We start from the raw sequence: 13,205 nt of genomic DNA on the forward strand, positions 1-13,205 counted from the left end.
GAGGTCGTCGTGCGTCAAGGCTTCACCCCCGCCGGGTTTCACCGAGACAGAAGGAGCGGACGCACCTCGTGGCCGACACCAACACCACCGGTTCCGACGACGCTGCGGCGAAGAAGAACCGCAAGTCCAAGAAGCCGGGCGAGTACAGCGCCGATTCGATCAGCATCCTGGAAGGTCTCGAGGCCGTTCGCAAACGGCCTGGCATGTACATCGGTTCCACCGGTGAGCGTGGCCTGCACCATCTGATCTGGGAGGTCGTCGACAACTCGGTCGACGAGGCGATGGCCGGATACGCCAGCAAGGTGGAGGTCACCCTGCTGGAGAACGGTGGTGTGGAGGTCGTCGACGACGGCCGCGGCATCCCCACCGACATGCACAAGACCGGTGTGCCGACCGTCGAGGTCGTCATGACCCAGCTGCACGCCGGCGGCAAGTTCGACTCCGACGCCTACGCGGTCTCCGGTGGTCTGCACGGTGTGGGCATCTCGGTGGTCAACGCGCTGTCGACCCGTGTCGAGCTGGAGATCAATTACGGCGGTTTCCACTGGGAACAGCACTACGACCACGCCAAACCCAGCAAGCTGGAAAAGGGTGACGCCACCCGCAAGACCGGCACCACCGTGCGGTTCTGGCCGGACGCCGACATCTTCGAGACCACCACCTTCAGTGCCGAGACCGTGGCGCGGCGCCTGCAGGAGATGGCGTTCCTGAACAAGGGACTGACCATCACGCTCACCGACAACCGGCTCAGCGATGAGGCCGCGGTGGCCGAGGCGGAGATGGACCCGGATGCCGAGGACGGCGCCGAGACCATCAAGTCCGAAGCCGAGAAGGCGCAGAAGGCCGCCAAGGTGCGCACCCGCACCTATCACTACCCGGATGGTCTGGTCGACTACATCAAGCACCTCAACCGGACCAAGAACGCCATCCACACCTCGGTGGTCGGCTTCACCGCCAAGGGCACAGGCCACGAGGTGGAGATCGCGATGCAGTGGAACGCCGGCTACTCCGAGTCGGTGCACACCTTCGCCAACACCATCAACACCCATGAGGGCGGCACCCACGAAGAGGGCTTCCGCGCCGCGTTGACCAGCACCGTCAACAAGTACGCCTACGACAAGAAGCTACTCAAGGAGAAGGACGGCAAACTCACCGGCGACGACATCCGTGAAGGATTGGCCGCGGTGATCTCGGTGAAGGTCGGCGACCCGCAGTTCGAGGGACAGACCAAGACCAAGCTCGGTAACACCGAGGTGAAGAGCTTTGTGCAGAAGACCTGCAACGAGCATCTCGCACACTGGTTCGAGGCCAATCCGGCCGAGGCCAAGATCATCATCAAGAAGGCGGTGGATTCCGCGCAGGCGCGGCTGGCTGCCCGCAAGGCGCGAGAGTTGGTGCGTCGCAAGACGGCCACCGACATCGGCGGTCTGCCCGGCAAGCTCGCCGACTGCCGCAGCAACGACCCCACCAAGTGTGAGGTCTACATCGTGGAGGGTGACTCCGCCGGTGGCAGCGCCAAATCCGGGCGCGACTCGATGTATCAGGCGATCCTGCCCATCCGCGGCAAGATCATCAACGTCGAAAAGGCACGGATCGACCGGGTGCTCAAGAACACCGAGGTGCAGTCGATCATCACCGCCTTCGGCACCGGCATCCACGACGAGTTCGACATCGCCAAGCTGCGATATCACAAGATCGTGCTGATGGCCGACGCCGACGTCGACGGCCAGCACATCGCAACCCTGCTGCTCACGCTGTTGTTCCGGTTCATGCGTCCGCTCATCGAGCACGGCCACGTCTACCTGGCGCAGCCGCCGCTGTACAAACTGAAATGGCAGAAGACCGAGCCGGAATTCGCCTACTCCGATCGGGAACGCGATGGCCTCCTCGAGGCCGGCCGGGCCGCCGGCAAGAAGATCAACACCGACGACGGCATCCAGCGTTACAAGGGTCTCGGCGAGATGAATGCCAAGGAACTGTGGGAGACCACCATGGATCCGGCGGTGCGTGTGCTGCGTCAGGTCACCCTCGACGACGCCGCCGCAGCCGACGAACTGTTCTCGATCCTGATGGGTGAAGACGTGGCCGCCCGCCGCAGCTTCATCGCCCGAAACGCGAAAGACGTTCGCTTCCTGGACGTCTGAGATCCGTCCGATGGTCGATCTCGCTGGTGGTTGAGGTGCGAGGAGCCTGCGACGAGCCTCGAAACCACCGCCGCCGACAGTCTCAACGAAAGAGAACCCCATGACTGACACCACACTGCCTCCCGCCGGGGGAGAGGGCGACCGCATCGAGCCGGTCGATCTCGGCCAGGAGATGCAGAACAGCTACATCGATTACGCGATGAGCGTGATCGTGGGCCGCGCGTTGCCAGAGGTGCGCGACGGCCTCAAGCCGGTGCATCGCCGCCTGCTGTACGCATCCTTCGATGCCGGTTTCCGGCCCGACCGCAGCTACGTGAAATCGGCGAAACCCGTTGCGGAGACGATGGGTAACTACCATCCGCACGGCGACTCGGCGATCTACGACGCACTGGTGCGGCTGGCGCAGCCGTGGTCGATGCGGTATCCGCTGATCGACGGGCAGGGCAACTTCGGTTCCCGGGGCAACGACGGTGCGGCCGCCATGCGTTACACCGAGGCCCGTCTCACGCCGTTGGCGATGGAGATGCTGCGGGACATCGACAAGGAGACCGTCGATTTCATCCCGAACTACGACGGCAAGACCAGCGAGCCGACGGTGCTGCCCTCGCGCATCCCGAACCTGCTGATCAACGGTTCCGGCGGTATTGCGGTCGGTATGGCCACCAACATCCCGCCGCACAACCTCAATGAGGTTGCCAATGCGGTGTTCTGGGCGCTGGAGCATCCCGACGCCGACGACGAGGCGTTGCTCGCCGCGTGTATGGACGCCATCAAGGGTCCCGATTTCCCCACTGCCGGACTGATTGTCGGCAGTCAGGGCATCAAGGATGCCTACACCACCGGCCGTGGCAGCATCCGGATGCGCAGCGTGGTGGAGATCCAGGAGAACAAGGGCACCACCCAGCTGCTGGTCACCGAACTGCCGTATCAGGTGAACCCGGACAACCTGATCCAGTCGATCGCCGAGCAGGTCAACGAGGGAAAACTCAAGGGCATCAGCCGAATCGAGGATCAGTCCTCCGATCGCGACGGTATGCGCATCGTCATCACCCTGCGCCGCGACGCGGTGGCGAAGGTGGTGCTGAACAACCTGTACAAGCACAGCCAGCTGCAGACCAGCTTCGGCGCCAACATGCTCTCCATCGTCGACGGTGTGCCGCGTACGCTCCGCCTGGATCAGATGATCCGGCTCTACGTCGAGCACCAGATCGACGTGATCGTGCGTCGTACCCGGTACTTGCTGCGCAAGGCCGAGGAGCGCGCCCACGTGCTGCGCGGTCTGGTCAAGGCGCTCGACGCCCTCGACGAGGTGATCGCACTGATCCGCGCCTCGGCGAACACCGAGGCCGCCCGCACCGGCCTGATGGATCTGCTCGACATCGACGAGATCCAGGCCGACGCGATCCTGGCGATGCAGCTGCGTCGTCTGTCGGCGTTGGAGCGGCAGAAGATCATCGACGAGTTGGCCGAGATCGAGCGTGAGATCGCCGATTACAAGGACATCCTCGACAAGCCCGAGCGTCAGCGCGCGATCGTGCGAGACGAGCTGACAGAGGTCGTCGAGAAGTACGGCGACGACCGGCGCACCCAGATCATCGCCGCCGACGGCGACGTCAGCGACGAAGACCTGATCGCGCGTGAAGAAGTGGTCGTCACGATCACCGAGACCGGTTACGCCAAGCGGACCCGCTCGGATCTGTATCGCAGCCAGCGCCGCGGCGGCAAGGGTGTGCAGGGTGCCGGCCTCAAGCAGGACGACATCGTCAAACACTTCTTCGTCAGCTCGACACACGACTGGATCCTGTTCTTCACCACCAAGGGTCGCGTCTACCGGGCCAAGGCGTACGAGCTGCCCGAGGCCAACCGGACCGCCCGCGGTCAGCACGTGGCGAATCTGCTCGCCTTCCAGCCCGAAGAACGCATCGCCCAGGTCATCCAGCTCAAGACCTACGAGGACGCGCCATACCTGGTGCTGGCCACCCGCAACGGTCTGGTGAAGAAGTCCAAGCTGGTCGACTTCGACTCCAATCGGTCCGGCGGCATCGCCGCGATCAACCTGCGGGGCGAGGACGAACTGGTGGGTGCGCAGCTGTGCAGCGCCGACGACGATCTGTTGCTGGTGTCGGCCAAGGGCCAGTCCATCCGGTTCCATGCCGACGACGAGGCGCTGCGGCCGATGGGTCGCCAGACCTCCGGCGTGCAGGGTATGCGCTTCAACGGCGACGATCTGTTGCTGTCGCTGAACGTGGTCCGCGAGGGCACGTACCTGTTGGTCGCCACGTCGGGCGGCTACGCCAAGCGCACCGGGATGGATGACTACCCGGTACAGGGTCGTGGCGGCAAGGGTGTGCTCACGATCCAGCACGACCGCAAGCGCGGAGAACTGATCGGTGCGCTGATCGTCGACGACGACTCGGAGCTGTATGCGATCACCTCCGGTGGCGGTGTCATCCGGACGGGGGCCAAGCAGGTGCGTAAGGCCGGTCGCCAGACCAAGGGTGTGCGCCTGATGAACCTCGAGGAGGGCACCACCGTCATCGCAATAGCACGCAATGCCGACGAGCCGGAAGAAGAAGCAGGCGCATCGGCGGGTCCCGGCAAGTAGTGGCCGGGTACGGCCACCGGTAGCGGTTAGTGTGGGTCCTACGACCACCGAATGAGGGAATGCCAGTGAGCTCACCGAACACACCGGACGACAAGAAGCCGACCAACGGGGATTCGGGTCCCCACGCGGCCTCTGGTTCGGGGCCGCAGGGGACCGCTCCGGGTGGCCTCGTGCCGCCGTGGCAGCGTGGCCCCAACGGCACCGGTCACCAGTCGGAGGCACCCAACGGCAATTCGCGTCAGCCCGGCCCGCCGCCGCGGGGCATCGTCAGTGCCACCGCGGCGGCGAGCATGGCCGGTCAGCAGGCGCCGATCACGAAGCTCGACGATCCGCGGGAAGCCAGTTCGTCGTACGGTTCGTCGGCCACCAAGACCGACGACCCCGGTGAGAAGTTCGTGGAGTCGCCGACCCGGCACATCGACCGCGAGAACCTGCCGGCCGAGAAGCTGCCGAACCTCGACGCCATCCATCACGTGAACGAGCCGAAGCCTGCGGCACCGCAGGCACCCACTCCGACGCGGTCGGCCCCGGCCGAGATCGGCGCGCGCCCGTTGCGTGCGGCGGTGCAAGTACGTCGCATCGATCCGTGGGCCACCTTCAAGATCGCGGCGGTGCTGTCGGTCGTCGGCTTCCTGATCTGGATGATCTCGGTGGCCGTGCTGTACCTGGTGCTCGACGGCATGGGCGTCTGGGAGCAGGTGAACAGCTCGTTCGGGACCCTGGTGACCGCCGACGGTTCCACCAGTGAGGGCGACATCATCGGTGCGGGTGCAGTGTTCGGCTGGGCCACGCTGCTCGGTGCGATCAACGCGATCCTACTGACCGCCCTGGCGACCATCGGTGCCTACATCTACAACCTGTGCGCCGATCTCGTCGGCGGCGCCGAGGTGACACTGGGCGATCTGGACTGACCGTCCTCGGGTACGCCCGGTTCCCTTCGTCATGTGCAGAAACGTTGCCCTTCCGGTTCTGGATGCGCATAGGCGGTTCCCTTCCGGTGGTTGAGTAGCGTGCGAGCCGCTAGGCGAGCAGGCGTATCGAAACCACCACCGCGGGCCTCCAACATCGACCCCTACCCTCCCTGACCACCCGTTTTGCTCCGACGCCACCCCGTCGGGTAATCTCTGTCTTCGGTTCACGGGCCTATAGCTCAGGCGGTTAGAGCGCTTCGCTGATAACGAAGAGGTCGGAGGTTCAAGTCCTCCTAGGCCCACTGCGAGAGGTGTCAGACACCCATTCGCACACCCAAGTCCGGTTGTTTCAGTCGGCACGGGGCCTTAGCTCAGTTGGTAGAGCGCCGCCTTTGCAAGGCGGATGTCAGGAGTTCGAATCTCCTAGGCTCCACCATTCCATCCATTCAATCGATCGATTGACCAACGACCCTTCTCTCGGGCTCATTCTCTAGGCACGTATCGCGCGCCGCGGCGTTCCCCTGTCAGGCGTAGTCGGCCGTCCTCCACCAAGCGTTTCAGGACTGATCTCGCCTGGGTCGGGGTCGTCTGGCATAACTCGGCGGCTTGGCCGCGGGTGATGGAGCCGTAGGCGTCTGCGTAGTCGAGGATCATTCGCTCCTGCTGGAGGGGATCAATTCCCTTGACACGCACGTAGGCGTTGCGATCTTGGGCGAGATCATAGAACCGCGCGGTGAGATGGTATTTGCGACTTCGACCGACTCCACGAGATTCGAGAATCCCGCATTCGACCAAATGGCCAAGACTCGATTTCACAATGGCCGAGATGAGATTCAGGTCGCCTGCCACTTCGAAACTTGTCGCCGAACCGGAAGTCTTCACTTCGTGAACGATCCGCAGTTCGTCGAGGCTGAGTGGCTCCTGGTGATCGCTCTCCCAGGTGAGCAGGAACCGGACGAGATCGAGGTCGGCGTTGCCGAGAGGGACGGTGACGACTACTGATTCGCTGGTGCTGTGCGAGTAGTCAGGTGCGTCGCGGCCTGCGCGCAGTTGCTGTTCGAACATGTCGTTGACTCCCTTGCCTCGTCGCTCGACCAAGCCCGCACGCTTGAATGCGGCGGCGAGAATGGGGCTGCGGGGCCGTGACTGGTCAAGGATGTTCTGGGTGGTGACGCCGGGAGGAAACCCTCCGGGGTTGGCGACCACAAATGAGCTGTCGTTCAGTTGTACGCGTATGGGACCCACGGCCGCATAGTCACGGTGTACAAGTGCGTTGGCCACTGCTTCCCGGCGCGTGATCGAGGGGATGAGTGGAATCTCAATTCGATAGAGCCCGGCCATCAGTTCGGTGACTGTGTTGCGGGCGTCGATGAGTTCACGAAGACGCTCGGCTGTACCGAGGAGGGGCTCGGCGATTCTGATGTTTGTCGATTGGTGTCCGGATCGAGCATCCTGGAAGAGCACTTCTGCGTTGGGGACCCACCGTTGCAGTGCTGCGTCGGTTCCGAACAGCAGGACGGCACCGATACTCACCGGCGCGGCGATCGGCACGAGGCCAAGAGCGCGCAACACGTCATCATCCGATAGGTCAGCGAGCTCGTCGCCGGCTTCTTGGCACAGCCGCCGGAAGCGGTCGAACTCGAGGGGATCGAGATCATCCATGCTGGCGTCTCTTGCGATGGACGCCGCGAAGTCCTGTCCGCGGGCCACCATGCCCATGCTGACGATCTCGTGAGCCGTCATTGGTGCGCACTCGGGTTGACCTGTCGACTTCAGTACCCGTTTGGTGAAGACGCCCAACTTCGTCCCGACGGGTCCCGGGTCTGCGCGGGGCACGTCGATGCGTATGACCTCGTGGCCGTCGATTGTCTCGAGGTGGACACCGACGGCGAGGGCGGGTTCGGTGTTGGCTTGGATGTATGCCGCGACGCGTTCAGGATTGGTCACCTGTCCATGGCGAGGTGAAGCGCCGACAACGGTGCCGTCGTCGTCAACTCCGATCAGCAGCACTCCTCCCTCTCCATTCGCCAAGCACGCGACCGCCTTGGTGAGGTCCTTGGCGCTGATGTCGGAGCGTTTGAACTCGGTCGTGAAGGTCTCTCCGCCTGCGATCAGTGCGCGTGACTCCATGGACCAATTATGCATAAGTATGGAATAGACTAGCCAGAGTACTCATGGAGTCATAACTTTTAAGAAGTTTGACGCGCCCACGGCTGCAGGGGTGCGCCAGAGATGGCAAAGGAGTGTGCCGCCGGCCAGGAGGCCTGTGCCCATTGCTGGTGAGGACCAATTCCAAACATGCCCCATCTCACTCATCGTGTAGTGATCACTCGAAGTCATCCACCTCCAAAGTCTGCGAGTCGGGGCATCTGCCCGACCCGCTCGTCACGACGGCTGCTGAACGCGCTTGGTGCGATTGCGCAGCGTGCGCGAGGTCAGCCAGCCATATCCGAACCAGATGAGCCCGTAGGTCACCAGCAGACCGGCGATCAGCAAGACAACGGTGAGCACCCATCCCACGGCGTCGACGATCGCCAGCGGCGCATCAGGCGCCGTGAGCACCATGGCCAGGATCGTGACGGCGGTGAGCACGACCGCGATCGCGAACGATGCGTTGACGAGAGCCCACTTCTCAGAGCTCGTCGGAATACGACCGTGGTCGCGAACGAATCGATCGCCGGCACTCATCGCGGCGATCATCGGGACGATCGCCGACGCTCCGGACCCGATGTCGAGAAACGTTCCGATGAACGCCAAGACGAGGCCCGCGCCGAGATAAGTGAGCACGAACCACCCCAGGTATCTGTTGAGCGACATGCTCACGATGATCCGGGTGCGCGGGCCGAATCCCTTGTGCCAGTGCCTGTCTGTCGTTCACGTAGCCGACTCGATTGTGGGCACGTGCTCAGCGTGTATTAAGTTCGACAGGTTGCAGTCAATTCGATGGGGGTCGTTTGGTCATGCGTAAAGCTCTTGTCTCCGTTCTGGTCGCCGCGTTCGGGGTGCTGTCATTTGCCGGTGCGGGGACGGCATCGGCCGATACACCGATTCCGATGTTCTGGACCATCGCTGGAGACAACTTCGGGACATTCGGTGACCACGCCTACTGTCGAGGAGCGTTGCACGTCAGCTTCAGTGCTCCCGCCGGGAAGCCCGGGCACGTACGCACGACCGTGACGTCCCATGGATTCACCGGTGACGGTCCGGGCTGGGCTCGAAATCCGCACTGTCGCGTCACTCTCGTGATGACGGAGATCAGTCCTAAACACTTCTACAAGACGACACGCATTCCGATGTCTTTCGGCCGCAAACCCGGTCAACGTGTGAGCCGAATCCTCGAGCCCGGTTCAGGCCCGGCGATCATCGGAGTCGGCACGTACGGCGTCGGACGCCAGTCCGGTCAGGTTCAGTCGTACGGGTCAGAAGCTCGTATGTGGGTTCCCTGATCACCGGTACCCTCCGGCCGTGACCCGTATCACACTGACGTGCGTTAGGTGTCCTCCAGACGAATGAATATTGGTGTGTCCGTTGCCAAGAACGACTTTTCGAAGCCAAACCGGCAGCTAAGCCGTGGCACAATCCGCGCGAGAAGTGATGCGCACGGCGGCGAACGGTTCGCCATTCGGTAAGGTGCTGCACAGTTTCGTCGGGGGGTGAATTCTGGATGCGCGGTGTCAGCAGCAATGCACGTCGTAATGTGCTGGCGCGGTGCCACCGCGCGCCATCTACGCTACGTGGATCTCGCATCCAGCACCCGGCAGGCTTCGGGAGTCGCCGATGACGGGCGATCGATCGGATTGGTTTGACGATGTCCCGGCCTGGCCGGCGGGCGGAGGCGCTCCGGCACGTGAGCTGGCTCGTCATCTTGCAGAGGCTCGGCTGGTGGGCGCCGGCGCTCCTATCCCGCAGCACACGTCACCGGAGCCGGACTCATATCGACCCGCGGCGGCCACCTACGGGTTCGACGCCCCTGCTGACACCGCCGCCGACTTCTCCGAGCCCGAATTCATTCCGACCGCATCGGACGACGACGATCCCTTCGAACAGATGCGGGTGCGCTCCACGAGGGCCAAGACCAAGGACGGACAGCCTGGTTTCGTGCGCACGCACCGGACCGCGCTGATCGGTGCGGCTGCCACGGTGGTCGGGCTGGTCGTGGTGGCTGCGGTGTCGATCGGACTGCTGGCCGGTCAGGGCGGTGATGACTCGACCGCGACGCAGGCCGACGCCACCGCCAGTTCGCCTGCGGACGTCTCGGATGCAACCGCCGCAGACCCCTGCCCGTCGCTGTCGGATGGGGCGGTCACCACAGGTGATGACGCGGGCGATCAGCAGACCGGCGCGGGCGCGATCAAGGCCTTCAATCACGCCTATTACGTTGATCGCTCAGCTCGCCAGGCACGTGCTGTCGCGGCACCCAACGCGGTCGCACGTGAGGATCCACTGCAGACCTTCATCGACGAGGTGCCCGAGGGAACGACGCACTGCCTGTCGATCACCGACGAAGGTGCCGGGACCTACGCGGTGGTGTTGACCGAGACGCCACCCGGCCCCGATGCCGAACGCATCGTCTACCGCCAGACGATCAAGACCATCCGCACCGACGGCAAGGTGTTCATCGCGTCGATCACCAGCGAGGAATAGCCCGCAACAGACATCGCCGCAGCGCGTGACCACGCGGCCACACACCACCAGCCCACGAAACACGAGAGGACTCACACGACGATGGCGAATCCACCCAAGCGGAGGGGCCGACACCGCGCCGAAGAAGACCGACGGTCCCCGGTGCTGATGACGATGACCTCGGCCGCACTGGCCGCGTCGATCGCGACCGGCTTCGCCGCAGGTATGGCCAACGCCGTTCCGCACCAGGGTGGCACCAGCCCGAGCGACACCGCCCCGCAGCAGGGCGGCACCACCCCCGAAGCCGAGCCGGCTCCGCAACAGGGCGGCACCACGCCGACGCCCGACGTCGCCCCGGTCAACGTGCCCGGACCCGGCACCATCCCTGGGCCGCCGCAGGAGGCGCCGTACCAGCCCTACGTCGAGCCCAGCACCTACACGGCCCCGACGTACGAGGACGCCTACAACCCGGTGCCGCAGGGACCGTTGACAGCGCCGAAACCCGTTGCGCCGGTCCGCCCGATCGCACCGCCACCGGACAAGATCCGTGTCGGCAATTACATCACCGACATCCCGGAAGGCATGTCGGATAAGGACGTCAACTCCATCAACGCGTGGGCCGCCTACGGTGAGGCGAAGATCGCGCAGGGCCTGATCTCTATCGGCGTACCCGAGGACGAGGCCACCCGGCAGGCGGCATCGACCATTATCGGTGTGGCGCTGGGTGGTACCGCGGGTGCTGCGGTCGGCGCGGTTCCGGGAGGCATTGCCGGTGCAGCCGTGGGACTTCCGGTGGGTGCAGCGGTCGGCGCGATCTACAACGCGGTGGTCTTTCCATACCTCATCGGTCCTACAGGCGGCGGCATCGTCGGCCTCGGCGCAGCCGCCGGCGCCGGCATCGGTCTCGGAGTGGGTGCCGCCGCGGGCGCGGCCGCAGGTGCGGCCACCGGCGCCCTCATCGGCGGAACCGCCGGCGGCGCACTCGCTTACGCCCTCGGGGCCGGCGACCCCGGCGCGAACCCGGACGAACCGTGGAAGCAGGGCCGCCCGGATGCCGAGCCGCTGCCCAATCCCGACGCCAACCAGTTCGAGCTGGAATTGGCACCTGAAGACGCGCAGAAGGCCGGCCTGCCGTCGGTCTCGTATGTGGTGAACTCCCGCGGCGACGTCCATGCGTCTATCAACGGTATGGAGGCGAACTGGACGGTCGAGCAGGCGTTGGCACCGTACGGGTTGCTCGGTGTCGCCGGGCCACAGGCCGAGAAGTCGGCTCAGCAGGCCACCAAGCAGCGCACCGACCAGGCGCAGAACGCCAACCCGGATCTGTATGTCGCCTGGCCACAGGAGGCCGCGCCGCAGGCCTGAGTGGTCGCAGGCGTATGCCTACACTGACTGTGGCCTGCCGCGGGGCGGGCCTCAGTCGCGACCGCGGTGAGGGATCCGGCCGGGAACACGGATTCGACCAGACACAGTTCGGAAGAGACGATGACCGAGGACATGCAGGGACACGGTGGTCCCATCCCGCCACCGTCGAACAGCGAACGTAGCGTGGTCGTCTGCGGCACCGCCGGGGGAGTGGGCACGTCGGTCATCTCCGCATTGCTGGCCGAATACCGCGCGAGCACGTCCCTGAGCGGCGCGTCGTGGTGGGTGGATGCCGCCGGCAACGACGGTGACCTCCATCAGCGGTTGCGGGCCACCGGCGACGAGGCGCTGCTGCGGACCGCGGCCGGCACCGGACTGTTGCCGGCGCCGGAGGCCGCGATCACCGACGTCGTGCTGCACACCTGGCGTTTCGGCGCGGTACCGGTGGTGGATGCGGGAGCTCGGCCGCTGACCGCGCTACCCGAGTTGTGCTCGCCGGAGCTGGCCGATGTCACACCCGTTCTGGTGGTCGGCCCGCGACCCGATCTGCTCAACCGCTCCCGCGAGGTGTTCTCGGAGTGGGAGCACGCCGGGGTTCTGCGCCGCACGATCGTGGTGATCTGTTGCCAGGTACCGACGTTGAACCACCAGGCGCTGACCGGAATGCTCACCGACGCCGTCACCGGTGAGGTGGCCGGCGTGATCGGCCTCGACTACGAACCCGTGCTGGGAGCCGGCACGGCCCTCGACAACGCTGCGCAACAGGGATTCTCACCCGCGACGCGGCAGTCGATCCACGACCTGGCCGCGGCCACAGTGCGTCGATAAGCGACACCCGCTGACAACGCGAACAGCCGCACGGCGGTCCTAAGACCCCTGACCGGCGATCCAGAAGTACGTGAGTAGCCCCAGAACGATCACCACCAGGTACAGCCAGCCGATCCAGATCGCCACGCGCGCAAACGGTTCGCCCAGTTCGCGGGTTCGCGCGATCTGCGTCCGCGCACGGTAACCGAGGTAGAGCCCGACGGGTGAGGTGATACCCAGGATCGAGAGGACCAGCGCCCAGATCGCTGTTCGGTTGGTGCCACGCGGCTTCGCCGATCGCCCTGTTCGGGTCGGCTGATTTCGCGTGGGCACCTGTTCCTCCGGGCGTTTGTCGTCGTCGATGCTGATGCTGGAGTACGCCTGCGGAGGCTTGGTCGGCTCCGAACCCTCGGTGCCGGCCGCCGTCGCCGCGGCGGTTGCGGCGGCAGGTCCGTGCAGCGGCCGGAAGTCGTCGGACTCCGTGGCCGGCGCGGACGGACGGACCTCGGTCTCGGCGGCGGATTCCGGGTCCCGCGTGACGCGGGCGGTGACCGGATCGTCGGCGGTGGTCGGAACCGACACCGTTCGGGTGGGCAGATCACCCGGAGGCAAGACACCGGGTGAATTGCCGCTGGGACGCGGCAGGGCTCCGTACGGCCGAGCCGGGGCACCCGCATTCGGCGGCCCGGGCCGCGGACCTCCAGGCGCGCCGGGGGGCGGGGGGCGTCGACCGGGCGGCGGGCGATAGCC

Annotated in this window: 9 protein-coding genes and 2 tRNA genes; 8 read left to right on the forward strand and 3 right to left on the reverse strand. The window is 65.1% G+C overall.

What is annotated here, in order from left to right:
* Window positions 1-68 precede the first annotated feature (68 nt).
* The 5 genes from gyrB to OSB52_RS12215 all read left to right on the forward strand — a co-directional run bounded on the left by gyrB (window position 69) and on the right by OSB52_RS12215 (window position 6,096).
* Window positions 69-2,144, forward strand: a complete 2,076-nt coding sequence (gene gyrB / locus OSB52_RS12195) for a DNA topoisomerase (ATP-hydrolyzing) subunit B (RefSeq protein WP_266061890.1) — start codon at window positions 69-71, stop codon at window positions 2,142-2,144.
* Between the two features lie 100 nt (window positions 2,145-2,244).
* Window positions 2,245-4,749, forward strand: a complete 2,505-nt coding sequence (gyrA, locus tag OSB52_RS12200) for a DNA gyrase subunit A (RefSeq protein WP_266061891.1) — start codon at window positions 2,245-2,247, stop codon at window positions 4,747-4,749.
* Window positions 4,750-4,814: 65 nt separating this feature from the next.
* Window positions 4,815-5,660 (forward strand): DUF3566 domain-containing protein, encoded by an 846-nt coding sequence (locus OSB52_RS12205; RefSeq protein ID WP_266061892.1) that lies wholly within the window; start codon window positions 4,815-4,817, stop codon window positions 5,658-5,660.
* Between the two features lie 228 nt (window positions 5,661-5,888).
* Window positions 5,889-5,962, forward strand: a tRNA-Ile gene (locus OSB52_RS12210).
* A 58-nt stretch (window positions 5,963-6,020) separates the two neighbouring features.
* Window positions 6,021-6,096, forward strand: a tRNA-Ala gene (locus OSB52_RS12215).
* Between the two features lie 47 nt (window positions 6,097-6,143).
* On the opposite strand, the gene OSB52_RS12220 is transcribed toward OSB52_RS12215, so the two are convergent.
* On the reverse strand, window positions 6,144-7,805 hold the full coding sequence (locus OSB52_RS12220; RefSeq protein WP_308203670.1) for an RNA/DNA-binding domain-containing protein: 1,662 nt from the start codon (window positions 7,803-7,805) through the stop codon (window positions 6,144-6,146).
* A gap of 240 nt (window positions 7,806-8,045) precedes the next feature.
* The gene (locus OSB52_RS12225; protein ID WP_266061896.1) at window positions 8,046-8,477 is read right to left on the reverse strand and encodes an ABZJ_00895 family protein; all 432 of its coding nucleotides are present in this window, start codon (window positions 8,475-8,477) and stop codon (window positions 8,046-8,048) included.
* A gap of 960 nt (window positions 8,478-9,437) precedes the next feature.
* Here OSB52_RS12225 and OSB52_RS12230 point away from each other — a divergent pair.
* The 3 genes from OSB52_RS12230 to OSB52_RS12240 all read left to right on the forward strand — a co-directional run bounded on the left by OSB52_RS12230 (window position 9,438) and on the right by OSB52_RS12240 (window position 12,476).
* A complete protein-coding gene (locus OSB52_RS12230; protein WP_266061898.1) occupies window positions 9,438-10,304 on the forward strand; it encodes a DUF8176 domain-containing protein in 867 nt (288 codons plus the stop codon).
* 81 nt (window positions 10,305-10,385) lie between these two features.
* Window positions 10,386-11,648, forward strand: coding sequence for a hypothetical protein (locus OSB52_RS12235; protein ID WP_266061900.1), 1,263 nt, complete (start codon window positions 10,386-10,388; stop codon window positions 11,646-11,648).
* 120 nt (window positions 11,649-11,768) lie between these two features.
* Window positions 11,769-12,476 carry a hypothetical protein gene (locus OSB52_RS12240; RefSeq protein WP_266061901.1) on the forward strand — a complete coding sequence of 236 codons (708 nt, stop codon included), beginning with the start codon at window positions 11,769-11,771 and terminating at the stop codon, window positions 12,474-12,476.
* A gap of 39 nt (window positions 12,477-12,515) precedes the next feature.
* Here OSB52_RS12240 and OSB52_RS12245 read toward each other — a convergent pair whose 3' ends face one another.
* Window positions 12,516-13,067 carry a DUF4190 domain-containing protein gene (locus OSB52_RS12245; protein ID WP_266061902.1) on the reverse strand — a complete coding sequence of 184 codons (552 nt, stop codon included), beginning with the start codon at window positions 13,065-13,067 and terminating at the stop codon, window positions 12,516-12,518.
* Between the last annotated feature and the right edge of the window lie 138 nt (window positions 13,068-13,205).

The organism is Gordonia aquimaris (assembly GCF_026262595.1).
GTDB classification, from domain to species: domain Bacteria; phylum Actinomycetota; class Actinomycetes; order Mycobacteriales; family Mycobacteriaceae; genus Gordonia; species Gordonia tangerina.

What these genes read in the sequence shown, in the direction of transcription:
- OSB52_RS12225 (WP_266061896.1), bottom strand. Translation starts at nt 8,477, where the DNA reads ATGTCGCTCAACAGATACCTGGGGTGGTTCGTGCTCACTTATCTCGGC.
- gyrA (WP_266061891.1), top strand. Translation starts at nt 2,245, where the DNA reads ATGACTGACACCACACTGCCTCCCGCCGGGGGAGAGGGCGACCGCATC.
- OSB52_RS12230 (WP_266061898.1), top strand. Translation starts at nt 9,438, where the DNA reads ATGACGGGCGATCGATCGGATTGGTTTGACGATGTCCCGGCCTGGCCG.
- OSB52_RS12235 (WP_266061900.1), top strand. Translation starts at nt 10,386, where the DNA reads ATGGCGAATCCACCCAAGCGGAGGGGCCGACACCGCGCCGAAGAAGAC.
- OSB52_RS12220 (WP_308203670.1), bottom strand. Translation starts at nt 7,805, where the DNA reads ATGCATAATTGGTCCATGGAGTCACGCGCACTGATCGCAGGCGGAGAG.
- OSB52_RS12240 (WP_266061901.1), top strand. Translation starts at nt 11,769, where the DNA reads ATGACCGAGGACATGCAGGGACACGGTGGTCCCATCCCGCCACCGTCG.